Origin of the sequence: Alcanivorax sp. S6407 (assembly GCF_023016115.1) — a bacterium.
Taxonomy (GTDB): Bacteria; Pseudomonadota; Gammaproteobacteria; order Pseudomonadales; family Alcanivoracaceae; genus Alcanivorax.
Map to the genome: position 1 here is coordinate 541314 of NZ_JALKBH010000002.1, position 21933 is coordinate 563246.

The window sequence follows — 21933 nt, forward strand, 5'->3', positions numbered from 1 at the left end:
GCCGCAACCTGTGACACATTGATAAACCGGTGCCGGACTCCCGGCCCAATCGAAAGGCGCATCAAAACATGCTGGAAATTCGTGATCTTCAAGCCTCCGTGGCGGACAAGCCGATTCTCAAGGGCCTGAACCTGACCGTTAACCCGGGCGAGGTGCACGCCATCATGGGCCCCAATGGCTCCGGCAAATCCACCCTGGCCAACGTACTGTCCGGCCGTGACAACTACGAGATCACTGGCGGTGAAGCCCTGTTTGAGGGCCAGAGCCTGGCCGAGATGGAACCGGAAGAGCGCGCCCAGGCGGGCCTGTTCCTGGCGTTCCAGTACCCGGTAGAGATCCCCGGGGTATCCAACATGGAATTCCTCAAGGCCGCATTGGAATCCGTACGTGGCGCCCAGGGCAAGGAAGAATGGGATTCCGTGACCCTGCTGCGCAAGGCTCGCGAAGCCTGCAAGCAGGTCAATCTGGATGCCAGCTTCCTCAAGCGTGGCGTTAACGAAGGTTTCTCCGGTGGCGAGAAGAAGCGCAACGAAATCATGCAGATGATGTTGATGGAGCCCAAGCTGGCGCTGCTGGACGAAACTGACTCCGGCCTCGACATCGATGCCCTGCAGGTAGTCGCCAAGGGCGTCAACTCCCTGCGCAGCCCGGAGCGCGGCATTGTGCTGGTAACGCACTACCAGCGCCTGCTGGACTACATCGTGCCTGACTTCGTGCACGTGCTGTACAACGGCCAGATCATCAAGTCCGGCGGCAAGGAACTGGCCCTGGAACTGGAACAGAAAGGTTACGGCTGGCTCACCGGCGAGGAAGAGTCTGCATGAGTCTTACCCCTTCCTCTTTGGCACTGGACCTGAAAACCCAGACCCTGGCCAGCGCCCGGCGCCTGGCCGGGGACAGCGCAGACCTGGGCGAACTGGAAGCTGTCAGCTTTCCAGAGCGCAAGACCGAGCGCTGGAAATACACCTCACTGCAGGCCCTGGCTGACGGCCACATGAATGCTGTCGCGAACGGTGAGCTGAGCCAGCCCCTGCCGGCACTGAGTGAATTCGTGGTGACCATTACCAACGGCACCCTCACCGGCAGCACCCTGCCAGACGGCGTCAGCCTGAAGCAGGACAGCCCGACCGTGAATGGCCTGGAAACCCCGTTTGCCGTTTACAACAGTGCCGTGGCCCAGCCGGTGGTGCTGGAAGTGGCCGCCAATACCCGGATCGAGCAGCCGGTTCACGTGCAGATCCAGTCTGCCAGCGATGCGCCGGCGCACTGCAACCCACGCGTGATCGTCAAGCTCAACACCGGCGCCGAAGCCACTGTCATCGAGCACTACCATGCTGAAGGCCAGGCCCTGACCAACGCCGTCACCGCGCTGATCACCGCCGACAACGCCAAACTGACCCACTACCGCCTGCAGGGCGAACAGGCCTCCTCCCTGTTCATCGGCACCCTGGTGATTGACCAGCAGGGCGTCAGCACCGTGGACAGCTACCAGCTGATGACCGGCAACCGCCTGCGTCGTAACGACGTCCATGCGCTGGTCAGCAAGAGCGGCGCCGAGCTGAACATGAAAGGTATCTTCGTGGTGCGCGACAAGAGCCATGTGGACAACCAGATCTGCGTGGAACACTCGGTGCCCAACTGCGAATCCGACCAGAACTTCAAGGGTCTGGCCGGGGAAAGCGGCAAGGCAGTATTCAACGGGCGCATCCATATTCATCCGGGCGCCAGTGGCACCAATGCCGAGCTGTCCAACAAGAACCTGCTGCTCAACGCCGGTGCGGAGATCAACACCAAGCCGGAACTGGAGATCTACAACGACGACGTGAAATGTGCCCACGGCACCACCGTCGGCCAACTGGATCCCATCCAGCAGTTCTACCTGCAGTCCCGTGGCATTCCGGCGGCAGAAGCCAAGCGCATGCTGAGCCTCGGTTTTGTCAACGAGCTGCTGATGTCCCTGCCCCACGAGAAGGTAGCGGAATGGGCGACGCCGTGGCTGGAAGCTGAGCTGGTACACGCCCGCCCGGCGGGAGACGCAGCCTGATGACTGCGAAGGCACTGGACATCAACGCCCTGCGCGCCCAGTTCCCGATTCTGGACCAGCAGGTCAATGGCAAGCCTCTGGTCTATCTGGACAACGGTGCCACCACCCAGAAGCCGATGGCGGTGCTGGATGCCCTGCAGAACTACTATCGTGGCGTGAACTCCAATGTCCATCGTGGTGCTCACTATCTGAGTGACGAAGCCACCGGCCAGTTCGAAGGGGCCCGCCAGACCGTGGCAGACTTCCTCAACGCCAGCCGCGAAGAAATCCTGTGGACCAAGGGCACCACCGAATCCATCAATATCGTCGCCCAGTGCGTGGCCCGTGAGCAGCTGCAACCCGGTGATGAAGTCCTGATCAGCACCAGTGAACACCACGCCAACATCGTGCCCTGGCAGCAGGCTTGTCTGGCTAAAGGCGCCACCCTGAAAGTGATCCCGCTACGCGACGATTGCAGCCTGGATATGGAGGCGTTCGATCAGCTGCTCAGCGAAAAGACCAAGATCTTTGCCATCGGCCATGCCAGCAACGCCCTCGGCACCCTGAACCCGGTGAAAGAGATGGTGGCCAGGGCCAAAGCCATGGGTGCGATCACGCTGGTGGACGGCGCCCAGGCCGTGGCCCACTTCCCGGTGGACGTGCAGGATCTGGGCGTGGACTTCTATGCCTTCTCCGGCCACAAGCTGTTCGGCCCTACGGGCATCGGCGTGCTGTACGGCCGCCGCGACCTGCTGGAAGCCATGCCGCCCTACCAGACCGGCGGCGAGATGATCGAGGTGGTTACCTTCGAGAAGAGCACCTGGAATCAGCTGCCCTACAAATTCGAGGCTGGCACCCCGAATATCGCCGGCGCCATCGGCCTGGCTGCTGCCATCACCTGGCTCAACAACCAGGATCGCGCGGCGCTGGAAGCCCATGAAAATGCGCTATTGGCCCACGCCACCGAACAGGCCCAGGCTTTCGACGGCTTGAAAATCATCGGCACCGCCGCCAGTAAAGTGAGTGTGCTGTCGTTCCTGCTGGACGGCGGTCACCCGGCGGATGTGGGCATGCTGCTGGACAAGCAGGGCGTGGCGGTACGCACCGGCCATCACTGCACCATGCCGCTGATGGACACCCTCGGCATCCCCGGCACTGTGCGCGCCTCGTTCTCGATTTATAATACCCTTGATGAAGTGGATCGCCTGTTCCAGGCGCTGCAGAAAGTAAAAACGTTCCTGTAGCGCCGGACGGCCGGAGCACGATCCCACATTGGTTTTCAGCGTCAAGCGTCAGGCATCAAGCCTCTGGCGTTTTGGCAAGGTAGGTAATATGACGGTTCAGACTTTTACTCCCGGTCAGATCACCATTCACCTGACCGAAGCAGCCAACAAACAGGCGCTGCGTGAAATCGCCCGCGCCCATGCCGCCGGCATCCGTCTGGATCTGGATGAATCCGGTTGTTCCGGCTTCATGTATGTACTGGATTTCGTGGAAGAGGCGAAAGACGGCGACAAGCTGTTCGTCATCGACGGCGTGAATCTGTACGTGCCGGAAAAGTGGCTGCCCATGCTCAACGGCCTGGTGATCGACTACGTCACCGAAGGCGTCAACAGCCTGTTCAAGTTCCGCAACCCCAACGCCACCGGCGAATGCGGCTGCGGCGAGAGCTTTACCGTAGAAGAGGTATAACTTGGCAGAGCAAAGAACGGTTGTCGTCTCCCGTGATGTCCCGGCCCGCAAGGTGCCGGACGGCACCCGTATTACCATCCCCAAGAACAGCTTCGTGAACCTGCGCCAGGCCCTGGGTGGCACCTACACGGTGACCATTAACGGCAACATGGCCCGTATTGATGGCACCGACGCCGATGCCATTGGGCAGGAGCCGCTGGAGCTGAACTTTGCCCCCGCCAATGAAGACGGCAGCGTGCGCCAGGACGATCTGGAGAACACCCTGCAGACCATCTTCGATCCGGAAATCCCGGTGAGCATCAAGGAACTGGGGCTGGTTTATGGCTGTGACGTGATCCGCCGTGACGACCAGAACGTGGTCCAGGTACGCATGACCCTCACCGCCCCCAACTGCGGCATGGGCCCGGTACTGGTGGGTGACGTTGAAGATCGTCTCGGCAAGGTCCCCAACGTGGACAAGGTGGAAGTGGCCCTGGTGTTCGATCCGCCCTGGAGCCGCGACATGATCAGCGAAGAAGCCCAGCTCGAACTGGGAATGTTTTAATTTCCGCCGGACGCCCGACGCCAAACGCCAGACGGGGAAAACCGCCATCGGTTTAGCGTCAGGCATCAGGCGTCCAGCGTCAGGCCACGGAGTTCAACGACGTGCAATTTGATATTCGCAGCATCAAGCTCGGCCAGGATGTGACTGCCGGGGACATTGCCGAGGATCTGGAATTTCTGGATGACTGGGAAGAGCGTTACCGCTACATCATTGATCTGGGCAAACAGCTGCCCGGCCTGCCCGATGAGCTGAAGACCGAAGACCGCTTCGTGCGTGGCTGCCAAAGCCAGGTGTGGCTGGAAACGGACTATGACGCGGATGCCAACACCCTCTATCTGGCCGTGGATTCCGATGCACTGATCGTGAAGGGCCTGGCCGCCATCGTGCTGTCTGCGCTGAACCAGCAATCCCCGCAGGCCATCCATGACTACGACATGGACGGCTTCTTCGAGCGTATTGATCTGCTCAGCCACCTCAGCCCCACCCGCGGCAACGGCCTGCGCGCCATGGTCGCCAAGATCAAGCATCAGGCCGAACAGCTGGTCGCCTGAGGCCGTTTCTCTGGCGGCCGCTTAGACAACCTGGCGTGCCGCCACCTCGCTGGCCTTGAGCTGAAACACGAAGTGCGCCTGACCGTTTTCACCCGGCTCCGAGGCCAGCAGCGTCACCTCCTCATGGAACCAGCCAGCAATCCCCTTCACCGCCCCCGGGATCATCGCCCCCATATTCCGGCTGGAGGCGTAGAACACTTCGATCAGGCCTTTGCCACATCGCTTCACGGTAATACGGGGCGCCTGGGCTGACGGGTCCTTGAGTTTGAGAATCCGCTCATGGGTCTGTTGCAGGTTAACCAGGAAGGAGACCGCGTCCGCATCGGGCGGGATCATGGCCCTGTAGAGATGCATCAGCGGCGCGATCACCCATTCACCGAAATCTTCCAGCAGGTTTTCCCTGCGCAGGCCCGTGGCCTGTTCCGCCGCCTTCAACAGGGCCTCCATCTCCTCATCCGGGTAAATGGACACTGGCATGTAGGTCTTGCCGGTGAGCCCGGCATCGGCCACGACAATGCGCCAAATGTCCTCACCCAGCGACATATCCAGATAACGTTTGAAGCTGGAAACAATGGCCCCGTGCATGATGTCACCCTCCTGGCATACCCTGCTAACCCAGCAAGGGCCATACCCGGAAAATGACCACCCAGCCGCTCCTGCACACCGCTGACACCCACTTTTGTGACCCGCATCACAAAGCAGTGACAACCACTGTCACATAGTGCTTACCGTTGTCGCAGGCTGACAGAAATGCTCCCTGAGAAGTGCCGGTGCTGACGTTACTGGCTACCGCGCAACCGGCTCACCGCATCGACCACATTCTCAACCGCCCGATCGATATCTGCCTGCGCAGTAAAGCGCCCCACCGAGAAACGGATGGAGCCATGGGCAAGGGCATCTTCCACCCCCATGGCCTTGAGCACATAGGACGGCTCCAGTGACGCAGAGGTACAGGCAGAGCCAGAGGACACCGCCACCTGGTTCATGGTGGTCAGCAGCATTTCCCCATCCACATCGGCAAACGCCACGTTCAGATGGCCAGGCAAACGCGGGCTATCACCGCCATTGATGCTGACCCCGGGCAGCGCACTGATGCCCTGCCAGAGACGGTCACGCAACGCGGCAATGCGTTCGCCCTCTTCGTCACGGTTTGCCTGCGCCAGCGCAAAGGCTTCGCCCATACCCACGATCTGGTGGGTCGGCAAGGTCCCGGAACGCATGCCTCGCTCATGGCCACCGCCATGAATCTGCGCGGCCACCTTTACCTCCGGCGCCCGTCGCACATACAGAGCCCCGATACCCTTTGGCCCATAGACCTTGTGAGCACACACTGACACCAGATCCACCGGCATGGCGCGAACATCCAGCGGCAGCTTGCCCACGCTCTGAGCCGCATCGGTATGAAACAGCACGCCCCGCTCCCGGCACAGACTACCGATCGCCAGGATATCGTTGATCACTCCGGTTTCATTATTGGCGTGCATCACCGACACCAGCACAGTGTCATCGCGCAGCGCATCCTGCACCGCCTCCGGCGAGATCCGGCCGTCCGCTGCCGGCAGCAGGTAGGTCACTGCATGGCCCTGATGCTCCAGCCATTTGCAGGCATCCAGCACCGCCTTGTGCTCAGTGGCACTGGTGATCACATGACCTCCGCCACGGGCTTCCAGCACCCCTTTCAGGGCCAGGTTATTGGCTTCTGTGGCACCACTGGTCCAGACGATCTCTCGCGGGTCCGCATTGAGCACATCCGCCACCTGACGACGGGCGTTCTCCACCGCCTCTTCCGCCAGCCAGCCATACAAATGGCTGCGGGAGGCCGGATTGGCAAAGGTCCCTTCCGGGCCGAGATGGCGCACCATCACGTCAACAACAGCCGGATCCACTGGCGTGGTGGCAGCATAATCAAGATAAACAGCTTGGCTCATGGCGAAGAAAGAAACCGGTTGTGTATGAGGCTGAAAATAGCGGGGAAATTATAGCATTGAAGACGCCGGACGCCCGATGCCTGACCCACAAAGGCTGGCCCGGATTCTCTGTCAGGCGTCTGGCATCAAGCGTCTGGCGTCATTACAAACTATTTACCGGCAACCGCTGGTGACGATCCTGACGCTCGGAAATCTGCTTCACTTCCTGACGGGCGACCAACTCCCCCAGCGAAATGCCGCCAAGGAAATTCTGGATCTGATCAGACAGATCGCACCACAGATGGTGGGTCAGGCAAGTATCGCCTTCCTGACAGTCGCCCTGGCCACCACAGCGAGTAGCGTCCACCGGCTCGTCCACTGCCGAGATCACCGAAGCCACATCGATTTCGTCGCTGGTGCGGCTCAGCTGATAGCCGCCACCGGGGCCACGCACACTGCTTACCAGGCCGTTTCGACGCAGCTTGGCGAACAGTTGCTCAAGGTAGGAAATGGAGATGCCCTGGCGATCAGAAATGTCCGCCAGCGAGACCGGGCCAGCGTCAGCGTGCAGGGATAAATCCAGCATCGCCGTCACCGCATAACGGCCCTTGGTAGTCAGTCGCATATCCACACCCTTTTTATGTGTATTCCAGCCTGAAGCCTAATAATCCCGACCATTTCAGTCAAGTATTGCAACCCCGATAATGACAATGATTCTCAAATAAGACAAGAAATCCCGAAATCGTTCCCTTGCAGAGCAAAGACTGGCTAAACATTGCCCAGCTGAACCAGGAAAGCTTGACACCCGCACCCGCCTCACGGAAAATTCGCGGCCTCGAATGGCAAGGTAGCTCAGCTGGTTAGAGCACAGCACTCATAATGCTGGGGTCGGCGGTTCAAGTCCGCCCCTTGCTACCAAACGATGAAAAAAGGGCTGGAGAGTGATCTCCAGCCCTTTTTTTTGGCATTACCAACCGTGTATCCAAAGAAACATCGGGCTTGGTGCGAAATGCAGTACGGAAATATAACAAGCCTGATTTCAAGACAATCAATCCGGGCGGATCACAAAGTAATAATTGTCACTGAGCCTGAGGCGCAGGCATTCAGGATCATCGTTGCGATCCTCCCACTCCACATCCTGCACGCCCAGATCGAAAGCGGCAGTGTTGCGGGCGATGGATTTCAGGCGCTCGATATCGTTCGATTCGGTGATCAGGACAGGGGGTATCGGGGTGGCGGTACCCAGATGCTCGCGAAACAGTTTCATTGTATCTCTCCTTAGCGCATGCCAGTGCGTGATGCTGCCCTGGCTACTGCCACTGCGTCATGGGCGGTGGCGTTGTCCTTCTTGCTGTTGGCTTCCGGGGCTTTCCTGGCGGACCACAAAAGGGGATCCGACCCACCCACAGAGCTTTTCTTCGCCCTCTTTTGTTACTGGATTTCAGAAAGCCCCGCAATTATCTACTTTTCTCATATTCAATTACTGGGTAGGGCGGCAAGGCCCCTGAAAGCCCCACTCCTACGTCAAAAAGAGTAGATATTTCTTTTGTTATTCAATCGATTAGCCAAGGGTAAAAAAGGATGAGGGCAGCTCAGGCGTTCGTACCCGCTACCGGCGACAGCACTGATAGCAAGTGACGAACGGCGTTCTCGAGACGTCAACAGATGCAGCGCCTCTGACTAAAGATTGGCAAGGCATCATCGCGTGCTGGCAAGCTCCCACAGCAGGCAACCTCTGCCCACCGGGAATGTCCCTCAGAGAATGACCAGGTGGTTGGGCAGTTCATTCTTTTCCCGGGTAGCCGGCACATGCTCGGCCAGCTTGTCACCACAGGCGGCCACGCACTGCTGGAAACCTTCCGCCACCTGCCCGGCTTTTACCTTCGCCACAAAGGCATTCACGATGGCCTGCCACTGGGCGTCGTCCACATGGCGGGCAATACCCTGATCCGCCAGGATTTCCACATAGTGTTCCGCTTCGCTGACAAAGATCAGCACCCCGGTGTCACCATGGGTATGGTGCAAGCCCTGCTGCAGAAAGGCGCTGCGCGCCAGGCTGGCCGCCCGCTGGCGCTGCAGGGAGCGTGGCACCAGACGAAACTGCAAGGGACGAAAGCGAAACAGCACCGCCAGCACCAGCAGCACGCCCCATTGCAGCATCAGGGCTTCCAGGGAACTGAGCCAATGCGGGATGAACAGCAATGCCGCGGGCACCAGCAACGACAACAAGGCCGCCCACAGGGTAGTGATATAACGGTAATCGTCGGCCTGGCGAGCGAGCACAGTCACCAGCTCGGCGTCGGTGCGCGTTTCCTGTTTGGTGATGGCATCGGCCAGATCACTCTGGGCCTGTTTATCAAGCAACATTGTTATCCCCTTTACCAGCCACCAGAGGCGCCACCGCCTCCGAATCCACCACCGCCGCCGCCGAAGCCGCCGCCACCAAAACCCCCTCCGCCAAAGCCGCCGCCGCCCATGGGCATGGGCAGGAACATGAAGCCGCCACGACGGCCCCCGCGGCCTCCGCCGCCACCGGCAGACAACAGGAAGGTGAGGATGATCATGACCGCCAGAATCCCCAGCGTCTTCCCCCCGGACACTTTTTGGCGCGGCTGACGGGTACCGGCGTATTCCCCCTTGATGGCGGCCAGAATCGCGGTAACGCCCGCCTGGATACCACCGTAGAACTGCCCCTGACGAAAGGCCGGAAGTATCTCCTGCTGGACGATGACACTGGCCAGGGCATCGGTGAGCGAGCCTTCGAGCCCATAACCCACCTCAATGCGAACCTTGCGATCATTGGGCGCCACGATCAGCAGCACGCCGTTGTCGTTGTCCTTGCTGCCGATGCCCCAGTGCCGGCCCAGTTGATAGCCATAGTCGGCAATGTCATAGCCCTGCAAGTCGGACAGGGTCACCACCACCACCTGATTGGAGGTGTTCTGTTCCGCTGCCGCCAGCGAGCCGGTGAGACTCTGCACCTGGGCCGGGGTCAGCAGGCCGGCCTGGTCCACCACCCGGCCGGACAGTTCGGGAAATTCCGGCGCAGCCCACAGCGGGCGCGCCAGCAGGAGCACGGCCAGAATCAGCAGGCGCATCATTCGAAGCTGACGGCTGGCGCTTCTTCGGCACCTTCAGAGGTCGCTTCGTAGGTGTCACGCACTTCCATCTCGCTATACAGGAAGCTGTGCCACAGACGCCCCGGGAACGTGCGGATCTCGGTGTTGTATGTCTGCACCGCGGCAATATAGTCGCGACGGGCCACACTGATGCGGTTTTCGGTACCTTCCAGCTGGGATTGCAGGGCCAGGAAATTCTGGTTGGCCTTCAGGTCCGGGTAGCGCTCGGCCACCACCATCAAACGCTGCAACGCAGAACCCAGCTGACGCTGGGCCTGTTCGAACTGCTGCAGCTTCTGCGGGTTATCCAGCATGTTGCCATCCACCTGGATGGAACCCACCTTGGCCCGCGCTTCGGTCACATCCACCAGCACTTCCTGCTCGTGGGCCGCATAGCCCTTCACGGTGCTGACCAGATTGGGAATCAGGTCAGCTCGACGCTGGTACTGGTTTTCCACCTGGCTCCAGGCGGCCTTTACCTGCTCGTCGTAGGTGGGGATATTGTTGATCCCGCAACCGCTCAACCAGCCCGCCAGCATTACCAGTACAAAACTACGCCACAGTGTCATTACCTTGTTCTCCATGGATATCGTCAGGAATCTTCCAGCCAGATAGACAGCGACGCCCGGCGTTTTTCTTCTCGCAGCGCCGCCAGTAATTTGTCCTTGTTGGCCCGGGTCAGTTTTTTCAGACGCGCCTCCAGTGAACTGGCAGTGGCGCGATCGCCACCAGGCACCAGCAATACCGGCACCACGGGGCGTCTTACCCGGGTATAGCGTGCCCCTCTGGGGCTGTGATTATGCTCGTGAAAGCGGCGAGCCGGTTCTGTGCAGATGCCGGTATAAAGAGACCGGTCTGCACACCGCACCATGTAGACCCACCACTGTTGCATGCTTTTACATCTGGCTTTGAAATCATTGCTATGATGCCAGACAGAATTTTCACAACAAGCTCAACAAGGATGAAAACATGGTTACCTACCTTTACTGGTTTCTGGTCGCGGCACTGGTGATTGGCACGCTGTTCGGCATCGGCGTGCGCATGGAGAAATGGAAACCGGCGGTGATCGTTGCGGCCATCATCTGGCTGGTGGCCACCCTGGCCTATTACTTCTGGCTGCAACAGGTATTCGTGAAGCGCTTTGGCGGCACCATGAGCATCACCATTCCCGAAGGCCACTACCACCTCAATGCCACCTGGAAGGAGGACAACCTGTGGATCGAGGACTATGACCCGGAAACCGGTGACTGCATCTTCCGCGAGTACTCCCGCGGCAACATGCTGCAGGGCAAGGTGGTGCTGAAGAACTGTAACCCTCTGGGCGCGCGCAACCTGCCACAGCCCGCGCCAGCGACTGCCGCTGAGTAACACACGGTTTGGCCTTCCCCTGTTCCGGCGATGACGCTACCCTTCTGCGCTATCCAGAATGATCACCACCGGAACAGGATTCCCCCATGAGCAATTCCGTCGAAACCCTGCTGTTTGCCCTGAACCTGATGCCTGAAGTGGTTGCCTTCGAACAGGTCCAGGCCGTGATTGAAGAGCACTACGTCTACACCCCCACCCGCTTTACCAATGGCAGCGGCGACGACATGGTGGTGAATGAGGCAGGCACCAACGAAGGCTCCTGCAAGATCTTCGCCTTTGCAAAACTGCACAACCTCAATGATGAACAGACCCTGGCCTGTTTCGGGCACTTCTTCCGCGACCACGTACTGAGCAACCCGGAAGGCGACGACCACGCCAATATCCGCACCTTCATGCGCCATACCCTGGCAGACGTGAAGTTCGATGGTGAGGCGCTGAAGCCCAAGGCGGGCTGATCTTCGCGCACTGTTGATCCGGGCCTGTTAACACTACCGGAATGACACCTGACTGGAGAGCCAACGTGATTCGCATCCTGAAAGCGCTACTGCTTGCCCTGCCCCTGGCCACCATCACTGTGCCGGCACAGGCCAGTGACTGTCCGGCCCTGTTCGATACCCAGGTGCGCAAGCTGCATTCAAAAGACTCTCTGGATCTGTGCGCGTTGACCCGGGGCCACACCACTCTGGTGGTGAACACCGCCAGCCGCTGTGGCTATACCGGCCAGTTCAAGGGCCTGGAAAGCCTCTACCAGCGCTACAAGGACCAGGGACTGGTGATCATTGGTTTTCCTTCCGATGACTTCCGCCAGGAACTGAATGATGAAGCGGAAACCGCCAAGGTCTGCTATATCAATTACGGCGTCACCTTCCCCATGGCAGCCACCAGCAAGGTGAAGGGGGCTGATGCCAATCCGGTTTTCCGGACACTGACAGAGGCCACCGAAGCGCCGGGCTGGAACTTCAACAAGTACCTGGTATCCGCCGACGGCCAGGCGGTCCAGCATTTTCCGGCCTCAGAGAAACCGCTGGGTGGCGCCCTGGAAGACGCGATCAAGGCGGCATTACAAACTCCCACCAGCGGGCAGTAGAACCCCTGCCCGCGGGCTGCTATGGTCGATGATTCCACTTTCAACCTGGGACAGGTCCGGTGAAGGTTCTCAACAGTAAAGAACAGCAGCGTCATCGCCTGGAGCGTGATATGCAACGCTTTCTGGAGAAAGGTGGATCCATCAAGGAAGTGCCCAGTGGCGTCAGTGGCGCCGATGCGGTCAGTGGCAAGGGCCACCAGACCGTGCTGTTCAACGGCCCTCGCCAGCCCAGCCGCACCGATCTCAGCCAGGTGGCGGCCACCATTGATGCGCGCAAGCACAAACCCAAGCGCCAGCGACTCAACCCGCGCCCCCAGCGAAAATTGCTGTACGACGACTTTGGCGAGCCGCTGCGCTGGGTCTGGCAGGAATGATGTTTGCGCCGCACGCCTGCAGCCGGTTGCCTGACACGAATCACTGAAACCACCATTCAACTACCAAGAGGAATGACGATGAAACGGCTTGGGCTGTTTATCCTGTTTCTGTTCATTGGCCACAGTGCCTACGCTGCCGAGATCATCGAAACCGAAGTCACCCTGCCCGATGGGCTGGGCACCGGTGTCATGTACCTGAATGAAAAGCAGAAGGAGCCTTCTGCCGGGGTCATCGTGATTCATGAATGGTGGGGGCTGAATGATTACGCCCGCAACCGGGCCCGTTTGCTGGCCACCGAAGGACATGTGGCCCTGGCGGTGGACATGTACGGTACCGGCAAGGTGGCAACCCATCCGAAAGATGCCACGGCCTTTATGGAAGCCGCTCTGGCGGAGCCAGACAAGATGAACGCCCGTTTCGAAGCCGCCCGCAAGATGCTGCTCAAGCAACAGCAGGTGGACCCGAAACGGATTTATGCCATTGGTTACTGTTTTGGCGGCGCGGTGGTGCTCAATCAGGCCCGTCAGGGCGCAGATCTGGCCGGTGTCGCCAGCTTCCATGGCTCCCTGGGCACGGACACCCCGGCGCAGGCAGGCGACATCAAGGCCAAGGTGCTGGTCGCCACCGGCCAGGCAGATCCCATGGTACCGGCGGAGCAGGTCAGTCAGTTTGTCTCCGAAATGACCGCGGCCGGCGTTGACCTGCGTCTGCTCAGTTTCCCCGGGGTGAAGCACAGTTTCACCAACCCCGGTGCTGATGCGGTGGCCAAGCGCTTCGAATTGCCGCTGGGTTACGACGCTCACGCCGACCTGACCAGCTGGGAAGCCCTGATGGACTTCATGGCGGAGTAAGTTGCACCACATTGGGGCGACCCGGTTGTTGTCGCCCCAATGCAATGCAGCTTTTTGTACTCCTGCCCAGCCCCCTCCCTTCCTCTCCCCCCAACACGTTGTTTTCACTGGCTTTGCCAAAGTTGGCACCTGACTTGCAGATTCCCTGTCGAGGAATCGAATGGCATGCATGCCATCACGCACTCAATACAATTTGCGGAATAGGCAGCTAGGGTTCCGGTCTCTCCCGAAGAGATGTCTGGTCCGAGAGCTGGCGACCTCTCTGCCGGTGCGGGCAGAAGGTTACACGGCGGGACAAAAGCCCGGGAGAGCACGATGACAGCAGTGTCATTGGATTCCTCTCCGTCCGTAGCCAAGGAGGTCTGACATGACCCGTTCCGTACGCAACACCGCTGCCGCTGCAGCGCTTTCCCTGTTTGCCGCCCTCACTCCGGCCAGCGCCCTGGCCAAAGATTCTTTCAGTGTTTGCTGGTCCATCTACGTGGGCTGGATGCCGTGGGACTTCGGCGCCCAGCAAAAGATCGTCGACAAGTGGGCCGACAAGTACGACATCGAAATCGACGTGGTGCAAATCAACGACTACGTTGAATCCATCAACCAGTACACCGCCGGTGCCTATGACGGTTGCGCCATGACCAACATGGACGCCCTGACCATTCCCGCCGCCGGTGGCGTGGATTCCACCGCCCTGATCGTGGGGGATTTCTCCAATGGTAACGATGGCGTGGTACTGAAAGGCACTGACAAGCTGGCCGACATCAAGGGCCAGAACGTGAACCTGGTCGAACTGTCCGTTTCCCACTACCTGCTGGCACGCGCACTGGAAACCGTGGGCCTGAGCGAAAAAGACCTGACCGTGGTGAACACCTCCGACGCGGACATGGTGTCTGCCTACACCACCGACGACGTGACTGCCGTGGCCACCTGGAACCCGCTGCTCAGCGAGATCACCGCCATGCCGGACAGCCACAAGGTGTTCGACTCTTCCAAAATTCCCGGCGAGATCATCGACCTGATGGTAGTCAACAGCGACACCCTGAAAGCCAACCCCGCCTTCGGCAAGGCCCTGACCGGTGCCTGGTATGAAATCATGGCTACCATGTCTGCCGACGATGAGGCCGGCAAGGCAGCTCGCACCTTCATGGCCAAGGCCTCCGGCACCGACCTGGCCGGTTACGAAGCCCAGCTGGCATCCACCCGCATGTTCTATGACGCCAGTGAAGCCGTGGAATTCGTCAACAGCGCCGAGCTGAAAGACACCATGCAGAAAGTGGCGGAGTTCTCCTTCGATCACGGCCTGCTGGGTGAAGGCGCCCCGGACGCCGGCTTTATCGGCATCGAAACCCCCGCCGGCGTGTATGGCAGTGAGGGCAACGTGCAGCTGCGCTTCATCCCGGACTACATGGCCATGGCCGCGGAAGGAAAGCTCTGAGCACCTGACGCCCAATGCCCGACGCCTGACGCTGCTTGTATCTAGCGTCCGGCGTCAGGCATCCAGCGATTAACCAACCGGGAATTGCCATGAAGAAACTGATCAACCGTCGCCCCGGCAACGCCATGAACTGGGCGTTGGGACTGCTGCCCTTCTTGCTGCTGATCGTCGCCTACATGGTGGCCTCCGACGCACGTCTGGCAGAGAACCCCAACGACAAGTTGTTACCGGCTCTCGACAGTTTTGTTCAGGCCATCGACCGCATGGCCTTCGAGCCAAGCAAACGCAGCGGCGATTACCTGTTGTGGGCCGACACCCTGGCCAGTCTGCAGCGGCTCGCCATCGGGGTGGCCATCAGTGCGCTGGTAGCGGTGGTTGTGGGCATAGGCAATGGCACCATTCCGCTGATCCGCTCGACCTTCTCGCCACTGGTGACCGGGCTGTCGCTGGTCCCCCCCATGGCTATCCTGCCGGTACTGTTCATCATCTTCGGCCTCGGCGAACTGGCCAAGGTCATGTTGATCATCATCGGTATTACCCCGTTCATGATCCGTGATCTGCAACAACGGGCCATGGAAATTCCCGCCGAACAGATCATCAAGATGCAGACCCTGGGCGCCAATACCTGGCAGATCATTACCCGTCTGGTCTGGCCGCAGCTGATGCCTCGACTGATCAGTGCAGTGCGTCTTTCATTGGGCCCGGCCTGGTTGTTCCTGATTGCCGCCGAGGCCATCGCTGCGACAGAAGGGCTGGGCTACCGGATCTTCCTGGTCCGTCGCTATCTGTCCATGGACGTGATTATCCCCTACGTGGTGTGGATCACGCTGCTGGCATTTGCCATCGACTTCATCCTCAACCGCTACTCGCAATGGCGCTACCCCTGGTTCCACGATCAGGGCCATTAAGGGAGGAACATCACGATGGCCATAATTGAAATGAAAAACCTGTGGAAGGAATACGGTGACCAGGTCGTACTGGAACGCCTGAATATCTCCGTGCAGGAAGGCGAATTCGTCACCATTGTGGGCGCCTCCGGTTGCGGCAAGACCACCTTCCTGAAACTGCTACTGGGCACGGAAGAAGGCACCCGCGGCGAACTGCTGCTGGATGGCCAGCCATTGCCCGCAGAGCCGGATGAGAGCCGCGGTATCGTGTTCCAGCGCTACTCCGTACTCAGCCACCTGACAGCGCTGGAGAACGTGATGCTGGGCGGCGAGCTGCAGGGCAATCGCTGGCTGGGTATTACCTTCGGTAAAAAACGTCGCGAACTTCGCAAGGCCGCGCTGGAAATGCTGGAGTCAGTCGGCCTTGGCCATGCCGCCGACAAATATCCTCACGAATTGTCCGGCGGTATGCAGCAACGTCTGGCGCTGGCCCAGGCGCTGATCAAGAAACCGCGCATCCTGCTGCTGGATGAGCCGTTCGGCGCGCTTGATCCCGGCATCCGCGCCGACATGCACAAACTGGTGCTGAGCCTGTGGAAAGAGCAGAAGCTCACCGTGTTCATGATTACCCATGACATCAACGAAGGGTTTTACCTCGGCACTCGCCTGTGGGTATTCGACAAGCCCCGCCTCGATCCCCAGGCCCCCGGGGCCTACGGTGCCCGAGTCACCTACGACCTGCCCGTGGGCGATTGCGAGAACGGCACACTCACCAACATCAACCAGAACGTGACCCGCACCAGCCGCGTTCTTAACGACACGCTATAAGAAACAGGAAACAAAGGACTTCACCATGAGCGAAAGCCTTTACACCACCACCCTGCCCGGCAGCGCCCACTGGTCGCTGCGGGTACGCCGTGGCATGCAGCTGCGCTTAACCGATCTGGAGGGCGGCGCAAATCTTTCCGTATTGATGTACAACCCGGAGATGCTGCTGGAGAAATACAACGCCCCGGACAGCCTCAAGGGCCAGCACACCTTCAAGCTGACCAAAGGCAACTGCCTGTATTCCGACATGGGGCGGGTGTTTGCTTCCATCGTGGAAGACGACTTCGGCTGGCACGACACCGTGTGCGGCACCCTCAGTGAAAAGACTCTGAAAGAAAAATACGCCGTGCGCTCCTACCAGGATTGCCACAATGAATGGACCTTGAGTGGCGAGCACAGCTTCCTTACCGAACTGGCCAAGTACGGCCTCACCGAACGGGACATGGCCGCCAACCTGAACCTGTTCTCCAAGGTAGCAGCGGATGATGAAGGCAATCTGGTGTTCGATCCTTCCGTGGCCCGCGCCGGTGCCAGCGTTACCCTGCGCTTCGAAATGGACACCCTGGTGATTCTGCACAGTTGCCCGCACCCGCTGAACCCGGCAAAGGAATACCCCATGAAGCCGGTGCAGATCGAGATGCTCCAGGCCGAGCCGGTCAGCGATGACGATTTCTGCAAGAACTACCGCCCGGAAAACGGCCGCGCGTTCGAAAACAATCGCCTCTATCACCTCGGCCTTTGATTTTCCGTAGGAGCTCTCTGTGCCCTTTAGGGTATGCCTGCAAGCGATAATCGCCATTCGCCTGCAGGCAGGCTCCTACAGCAAAAACATGTAGGCGCCCGGAAAAGCGCAAAGGAAAGAAAAATGATCAAAGAAAGTTCTCGACAACCAGAGCAGGCCAGCTTTCGTGAAGTGGTGGCGGCCGGGGATTATTTTATCCGCACCATCAGGAAAGGAGAGACGGTGCGCCTGCTGGATCTGGAAGGCAACCAGGCCGCTGACACCCTGTTCTACAGCGCGGAAGATCCTGCCGAGCGTTACAGTGCCATGGATACCATTCGCGAGCAGGGTAATGTCTACCTCACCGCCGGCACCACGCTGATGAGCAACCGCATGAATCCGTTGCTGGAGATTGTGGCCGACACCTGCGGCCGTCACGATACCCTCGGCGGCGCCTGTGCCACCGAAAGCAATACGGTGCGCTACGATCTGGAAAAACGCTGCATGCACGCCTGTAGGGACAGCTGGATGCTGGCCGTCAACGAACATCCGGAATTTCATCTGGCCAAGCAGGACATCACCCACAACATCAACTTCTTCATGAATGTGCCGGTAACGGCTGACGGCGGACTGACCTTTGAAGACGGTATTTCTGCACCCGGGAAGTATGTGGAACTGACCGCCTGCATGGACACGGTGATCCTGATTTCCAACTGCCCGCAGTTGAACAACCCATGCAACGGTTACAACCCGACCCCCATTGAAGTGCTGATCTGGAACGATTGATCACCGGTCATATACCCCGGGGACGACCTCGGCGGCCAAGGTTTTACTGACGGGACGACCCGTCACCTGTCGAAGAGAGACAGCCATGTTCAACAAGGTTCTGATTGCCAACCGCGGCGCCATTGCCACCCGTGTCACCCGTACCCTTCAATCGCTGGGCGTAAAGGCCATGGCGGTATTTGCCGAAGCGGACCGGGATTCCCTGCACGTGAGCCATGCCGACGAGGCCTTCTGTCTGGGCGAAGGTAGCGCCCGGGATACCTATCTGAATCAGGAAAAGCTGTTTGCGCTGATGGAAGAACACGGCGTGGACGCGGTGCATCCCGGCTACGGTTTTCTCAGCGAAAACCCGGATTTTGTCAAAGGCTGTGAAGCCCGCGGCATCGCCTTTATTGGCCCCACTGCGGAGCAGATGGATACCTTTGGCCTCAAGCACACTGCACGCGCCCTGGCCGAAAAAACCGGCGTGCCACTGCTTCCCGGTACCGACCTGCTCACTGACAAGGCCGCTGCTCTGAAAGCCGCCGAAAACATTGGCTACCCGGTGATGCTCAAGAGCACCGCCGGTGGCGGCGGCATCGGCATGCAGATTTGCGAGAGTGCAGAGAGTCTGGACAAGGCCTGGGATTCGGTACGCCGGCTCAGCGCCAACAACTTTTCCAACGATGGCGTCTTTATCGAAAAGTACATTGCCCGCGCTCGTCATATCGAGGTGCAGGTATTCGGTGACGGCAAGGGCAAGGCCGTTACCCTCGGCGAGCGCGACTGCTCCGCCCAGCGCCGCCATCAAAAAGTTCTGGAGGAAACCCCGGCTCCCAACCTGCCGGACCAGGTGCGCAGTGAACTGCAAGACACCGCCCGTGCCTTGATGGAAGCAGTCCAGTATCGCAATGCTGGCACCGTGGAATTCATTCTCGACCAGGACACCAATGCCTTTTATTTTCTGGAAGTGAACACCCGCCTGCAGGTGGAGCACGGTGTTACTGAACAGATCTTCGGCGTGGATCTGGTGGAATGGATGGTCAAGCTCGCCGCCGGCGATCTGCCCGCACTGGATTCACTCGGCCCTTTTACCGCCAAAGGCCATTCCATCCAAGCGCGAGTCTACGCGGAAGATCCCAACAAGGATTTCCAGCCCAGCGCCGGGCTCTTGACTGCAGTCAGCTTCCCCGATGCCGATGGCAAGGCGCTGCGTATCGATCACTGGGTGGAAGCCGGGCTCACGGTGTCGCCACTATTCGATCCCATGCTGGCCAAGGTGATCATCCACGAAGCCGATCGTAACAGCGCCCTGGCCGCACTGAACCGCACCCTCGATTCCATCACCCTGGAAGGCATCGAAACCAACCGGGAATACGTGCGCGCCATTCTTGCCGACCCGGTGTTTGTGGAAGGTCGTATGACCACCCGCTACCTGAACGATTTCAGCTACGCGCCCTTTACCCTGGACGTACTCGCTGGCGGCACCATGACCACGGTGCAGGATTATCCCGGCCGCAGCGGTTACTGGCCGGTGGGCGTACCGCCCTCAGGTCCCTTCGACAGCCTCAGCTTTCGCCTGGGTAACCGCCTGTTGGGTAACGAGGAAAATGCCGCCGGGCTGGAATTTACCCTCAACGGCCCGACCCTGAAATTCAATCAGGCCACCCGCATTGCCCTCACCGGCGCCGACATGCAGGCCACGCTTGATGGCGCACCTGTCACCAGCTATCAGAGCATCGCCGTGCAAGCAGGACAGATATTGAAGCTGGGCAAGGTCAGCGGTGAAGGCGCCCGCGCCTATCTGACCCTGGCCGGCGGTATTCAGTGCACACCTTATCTTGGCTCACGCAGCACTTTTACCCTCGGTCAGTTTGGCGGTCATGGCGGCCGCGCCCTGCGTACCGGCGATGTGCTGCACTTCAGCGAAGATATGAGCGCTGCCAACGTAGCGCCGGTGGTTCCGGAAAGCCTCAAGCCATCACTGGGCAAACAATGGACCCTGCGGGTGATCTACGGCCCCCATGGCGCACCGGACTTCTTCACCGATGACGACATGACCATGTTCTTCTCCACCGACTGGCAAGTGCACTACAACTCCAGCCGCACCGGCATTCGTCTGGTGGGCCCCAAGCCCGGCTGGGCGCGCAGTGATGGCGGCGAAGCCGGTATGCATCCGTCCAACATTCACGATAATGCCTACGCCGTAGGCACGGTGGATTTTACCGGTGACATGCCGGTGATCCTGGGCCCGGATGGCCCCTCTCTGGGCGGCTTTGTCTGCCCGGCCACCGTGGTGCTGGCCGACCGCTGGAAACTCGGTCAGCTGAAAGCCGGTGACACCCTGCGCTTCGAGGCTATCAGCCTGGAAGACGCCGACGCCCTGGCGACTGAACAGGATGCCTGTGTCAGCGCCTTGAGCGAACCGGTGAAACAGGTCGGGGCTGCGCCCATTACCACGCCGATTCTCAGTACCCTGTCCGAGAATGAAGTCGGTGTTGACGTGGTCTATCGCGCCGCCGGCGATCGCTACCTGCTGGTGGAATACGGCCCGCTGGTGCTGGATCTGCGCCTGCGTTTCCGCGCCGATGCGTTGATGCTGTGGCTGGAACAGCAGAAGCTCGATGGTGTCATCGAACTGACCCCGGGCATCCGCTCCCTGCAGGTCCATTTTGATCCGCAGGTCATGTCCCGTAACGCCCTTCTTCAAATTCTGGCCGACGCCGAACGGGCACTGCAGGAGAAAGAGGATCTGGAAGTCCCCTCGCGTATCGTGCATATCCCGCTGAGCTGGGACGACGAGGCGTGTCACCAGGCCATCGAAAAATACATGCAGTCGGTCCGCAAAGACGCCCCCTGGTGTCCTTCCAATCTGGAGTTCATTCGCCGCATCAACGGCCTGGAGAGCATCGATGAGGTGAAAGAGATCCTGTTTAGCGCCAGCTATGTGGTGATGGGGCTGGGGGATGTGTATCTCGGCGCGCCGGTGGCGACGCCCTATGACCCGCGTCATCGCCTGGTTACCACCAAATACAACCCGGCGCGCACCTGGACCGCGGAGAACTCCGTGGGCATCGGCGGCGCCTACCTGTGTGTCTACGGCATGGAAGGCCCGGGAGGTTATCAGTTTGTGGGCCGCACCCTGCAGATGTGGAACCGCTACCGCAAGACCGAAGCCTTCGAGCAGCCCTGGCTGCTGCGCTTCTTCGACCAGATCCGTTTCTACGAAGTCAGCCACGAGGAGCTCAACCAGATCCGCCGGGATTTCCCCAAGGGGGAATACCCGATCAAGATAGAGGAAACCACTTTCAACCTGAGCGAGTACCAGCGCTTTCTGGATGACAATCAGCAGGACATTGCGCAATTCACCGAGGCCCGTAATCAGGCCTTCGACGAAGAGCTGCAGCGTTGGGTCGAAAGCGGTCAGATCAACTTCCAGTCCGAACAGGATCTGGATGCGGACAATGGCAGCGAAGAAGTGGAAGGCACCCCGGTGGAATCACCGGTGGCCGGCAATATCTGGAAACTGAACGTGGCCGAAGGCGACAGCGTGAATGAAGGTGACGTGGTGGCAGTACTCGAATCCATGAAAATGGAAATCGAAATCTACGCCCCGGCATCCGGCAAGGTGATTGCCATTGCCCGCCAGGAAGGCCAGCAGATCAATGCGGGTCAGGCGATCATGGTGCTGGAATAGAAGCAGGAGCGAGTAACGAGTTTCGAGTTGCGAAAGGCAAAGGCATTTCTACCACAGAGGGCACAGAGTTCACCGAGGAAAAGACA

Annotated in this window: 25 protein-coding genes, 1 tRNA gene and 1 riboswitch; of the genes, 18 read left to right on the forward strand and 8 right to left on the reverse strand. The window is 59.6% G+C overall.

Annotated elements, in window-relative coordinates:
- The first annotated feature begins 68 nt into the window (after positions 1-68).
- The 6 genes from sufC to MWU49_RS05665 all read left to right on the forward strand — a co-directional run bounded on the left by sufC (position 69) and on the right by MWU49_RS05665 (position 4810).
- Positions 69-824 (forward strand): Fe-S cluster assembly ATPase SufC, encoded by a 756-nt coding sequence (sufC, locus tag MWU49_RS05640; RefSeq protein WP_246969238.1) that lies wholly within the window; start codon positions 69-71, stop codon positions 822-824.
- Complete coding sequence (gene sufD, locus MWU49_RS05645; protein ID WP_246969241.1) at positions 821-2044, forward strand: Fe-S cluster assembly protein SufD; 1224 nt, start codon at positions 821-823, stop codon at positions 2042-2044. The genes sufC and sufD overlap by 4 nt, the downstream gene beginning before the upstream one ends.
- The gene (locus MWU49_RS05650; RefSeq protein ID WP_281502095.1) at positions 2044-3267 is read left to right on the forward strand and encodes a cysteine desulfurase; all 1224 of its coding nucleotides are present in this window, start codon (positions 2044-2046) and stop codon (positions 3265-3267) included. The genes sufD and MWU49_RS05650 overlap by 1 nt, the downstream gene beginning before the upstream one ends.
- Before the next feature lie 88 nt (positions 3268-3355).
- Positions 3356-3715, forward strand: coding sequence for an iron-sulfur cluster assembly accessory protein (locus MWU49_RS05655; RefSeq protein ID WP_246969244.1), 360 nt, complete (start codon positions 3356-3358; stop codon positions 3713-3715).
- 1 nt (position 3716) lies between these two features.
- Complete coding sequence (gene sufT, locus MWU49_RS05660) at positions 3717-4259, forward strand: putative Fe-S cluster assembly protein SufT (protein WP_246969247.1); 543 nt, start codon at positions 3717-3719, stop codon at positions 4257-4259.
- A 101-nt stretch (positions 4260-4360) separates the two neighbouring features.
- Entirely contained in the window at positions 4361-4810 is a 450-nt protein-coding gene (locus MWU49_RS05665; RefSeq protein WP_246969250.1) for a SufE family protein, read from the forward strand.
- A 21-nt stretch (positions 4811-4831) separates the two neighbouring features.
- Here MWU49_RS05665 and MWU49_RS05670 read toward each other — a convergent pair whose 3' ends face one another.
- From MWU49_RS05670 to iscR, 3 genes are all read right to left on the reverse strand, one after another.
- Complete coding sequence (locus tag MWU49_RS05670; protein ID WP_246969252.1) at positions 4832-5395, reverse strand: heme NO-binding domain-containing protein; 564 nt, start codon at positions 5393-5395, stop codon at positions 4832-4834.
- A gap of 194 nt (positions 5396-5589) precedes the next feature.
- Complete coding sequence (locus tag MWU49_RS05675) at positions 5590-6738, reverse strand: IscS subfamily cysteine desulfurase (RefSeq protein ID WP_246969254.1); 1149 nt, start codon at positions 6736-6738, stop codon at positions 5590-5592.
- A gap of 142 nt (positions 6739-6880) precedes the next feature.
- Positions 6881-7342, reverse strand: a complete 462-nt coding sequence (gene iscR, locus MWU49_RS05680) for a Fe-S cluster assembly transcriptional regulator IscR (protein ID WP_246969256.1) — start codon at positions 7340-7342, stop codon at positions 6881-6883.
- A 216-nt stretch (positions 7343-7558) separates the two neighbouring features.
- Between iscR and MWU49_RS05685 the strand changes: the two genes are divergently transcribed.
- Positions 7559-7635, forward strand: a tRNA-Met gene (locus tag MWU49_RS05685).
- A gap of 130 nt (positions 7636-7765) precedes the next feature.
- Here MWU49_RS05685 and MWU49_RS05690 read toward each other — a convergent pair.
- The 5 genes from MWU49_RS05690 to MWU49_RS05710 all read right to left on the reverse strand — a co-directional run bounded on the left by MWU49_RS05690 (position 7766) and on the right by MWU49_RS05710 (position 10728).
- On the reverse strand, positions 7766-7984 hold the full coding sequence (locus MWU49_RS05690) for a hypothetical protein (protein WP_246969258.1): 219 nt from the start codon (positions 7982-7984) through the stop codon (positions 7766-7768).
- 488 nt (positions 7985-8472) lie between these two features.
- A complete protein-coding gene (locus MWU49_RS05695; protein ID WP_246969261.1) occupies positions 8473-9084 on the reverse strand; it encodes a TPM domain-containing protein in 612 nt (203 codons plus the stop codon).
- An 11-nt stretch (positions 9085-9095) separates the two neighbouring features.
- Positions 9096-9818 carry a TPM domain-containing protein gene (locus MWU49_RS05700; RefSeq protein WP_246969264.1) on the reverse strand — a complete coding sequence of 241 codons (723 nt, stop codon included), beginning with the start codon at positions 9816-9818 and terminating at the stop codon, positions 9096-9098.
- Entirely contained in the window at positions 9815-10405 is a 591-nt protein-coding gene (locus MWU49_RS05705; protein WP_246969267.1) for a LemA family protein, read from the reverse strand. The genes MWU49_RS05700 and MWU49_RS05705 overlap by 4 nt, the downstream gene beginning before the upstream one ends.
- 23 nt (positions 10406-10428) lie before the next feature.
- Entirely contained in the window at positions 10429-10728 is a 300-nt protein-coding gene (locus MWU49_RS05710; RefSeq protein ID WP_246969270.1) for a GIY-YIG nuclease family protein, read from the reverse strand.
- A 77-nt stretch (positions 10729-10805) separates the two neighbouring features.
- Here MWU49_RS05710 and MWU49_RS05715 point away from each other — a divergent pair, with 77 nt between their 5' ends.
- The 11 genes from MWU49_RS05715 to uca all read left to right on the forward strand — a co-directional run bounded on the left by MWU49_RS05715 (position 10806) and on the right by uca (position 21847).
- Positions 10806-11204 carry a hypothetical protein gene (locus MWU49_RS05715; protein WP_246969273.1) on the forward strand — a complete coding sequence of 133 codons (399 nt, stop codon included), beginning with the start codon at positions 10806-10808 and terminating at the stop codon, positions 11202-11204.
- 86 nt (positions 11205-11290) lie between these two features.
- A complete protein-coding gene (locus MWU49_RS05720; protein ID WP_246969276.1) occupies positions 11291-11659 on the forward strand; it encodes a HopJ type III effector protein in 369 nt (122 codons plus the stop codon).
- Positions 11660-11724: 65 nt separating this feature from the next.
- On the forward strand, positions 11725-12291 hold the full coding sequence (locus tag MWU49_RS05725) for a glutathione peroxidase (protein WP_246969279.1): 567 nt from the start codon (positions 11725-11727) through the stop codon (positions 12289-12291).
- Between the two features lie 59 nt (positions 12292-12350).
- The gene (locus tag MWU49_RS05730) at positions 12351-12665 is read left to right on the forward strand and encodes a hypothetical protein (protein ID WP_348646691.1); all 315 of its coding nucleotides are present in this window, start codon (positions 12351-12353) and stop codon (positions 12663-12665) included.
- Between the two features lie 78 nt (positions 12666-12743).
- Positions 12744-13517 carry a dienelactone hydrolase family protein gene (locus MWU49_RS05735; RefSeq protein ID WP_246969285.1) on the forward strand — a complete coding sequence of 258 codons (774 nt, stop codon included), beginning with the start codon at positions 12744-12746 and terminating at the stop codon, positions 13515-13517.
- A 197-nt stretch (positions 13518-13714) separates the two neighbouring features.
- Positions 13715-13828, forward strand: a riboswitch (guanidine-I (ykkC/yxkD leader).
- Between the two features lie 56 nt (positions 13829-13884).
- Positions 13885-14949 (forward strand): putative urea ABC transporter substrate-binding protein, encoded by a 1065-nt coding sequence (locus MWU49_RS05740; protein ID WP_246969288.1) that lies wholly within the window; start codon positions 13885-13887, stop codon positions 14947-14949.
- An 89-nt stretch (positions 14950-15038) separates the two neighbouring features.
- Positions 15039-15857: an ABC transporter permease subunit gene (locus tag MWU49_RS05745; protein WP_246969291.1), complete on the forward strand. Its 819-nt coding sequence runs from the start codon at positions 15039-15041 to the stop codon at positions 15855-15857.
- A 15-nt stretch (positions 15858-15872) separates the two neighbouring features.
- Positions 15873-16664 (forward strand): ABC transporter ATP-binding protein, encoded by a 792-nt coding sequence (locus tag MWU49_RS05750; protein ID WP_246969294.1) that lies wholly within the window; start codon positions 15873-15875, stop codon positions 16662-16664.
- 25 nt (positions 16665-16689) lie between these two features.
- Complete coding sequence (locus tag MWU49_RS05755) at positions 16690-17406, forward strand: urea amidolyase associated protein UAAP1 (protein WP_246969297.1); 717 nt, start codon at positions 16690-16692, stop codon at positions 17404-17406.
- Positions 17407-17529: 123 nt separating this feature from the next.
- Positions 17530-18171, forward strand: coding sequence for an urea amidolyase associated protein UAAP2 (locus MWU49_RS05760; RefSeq protein ID WP_246969300.1), 642 nt, complete (start codon positions 17530-17532; stop codon positions 18169-18171).
- 85 nt (positions 18172-18256) lie between these two features.
- On the forward strand, positions 18257-21847 hold the full coding sequence (uca, locus tag MWU49_RS05765; protein ID WP_246969302.1) for an urea carboxylase: 3591 nt from the start codon (positions 18257-18259) through the stop codon (positions 21845-21847).
- Positions 21848-21933: the final 86 nt, after the last annotated feature.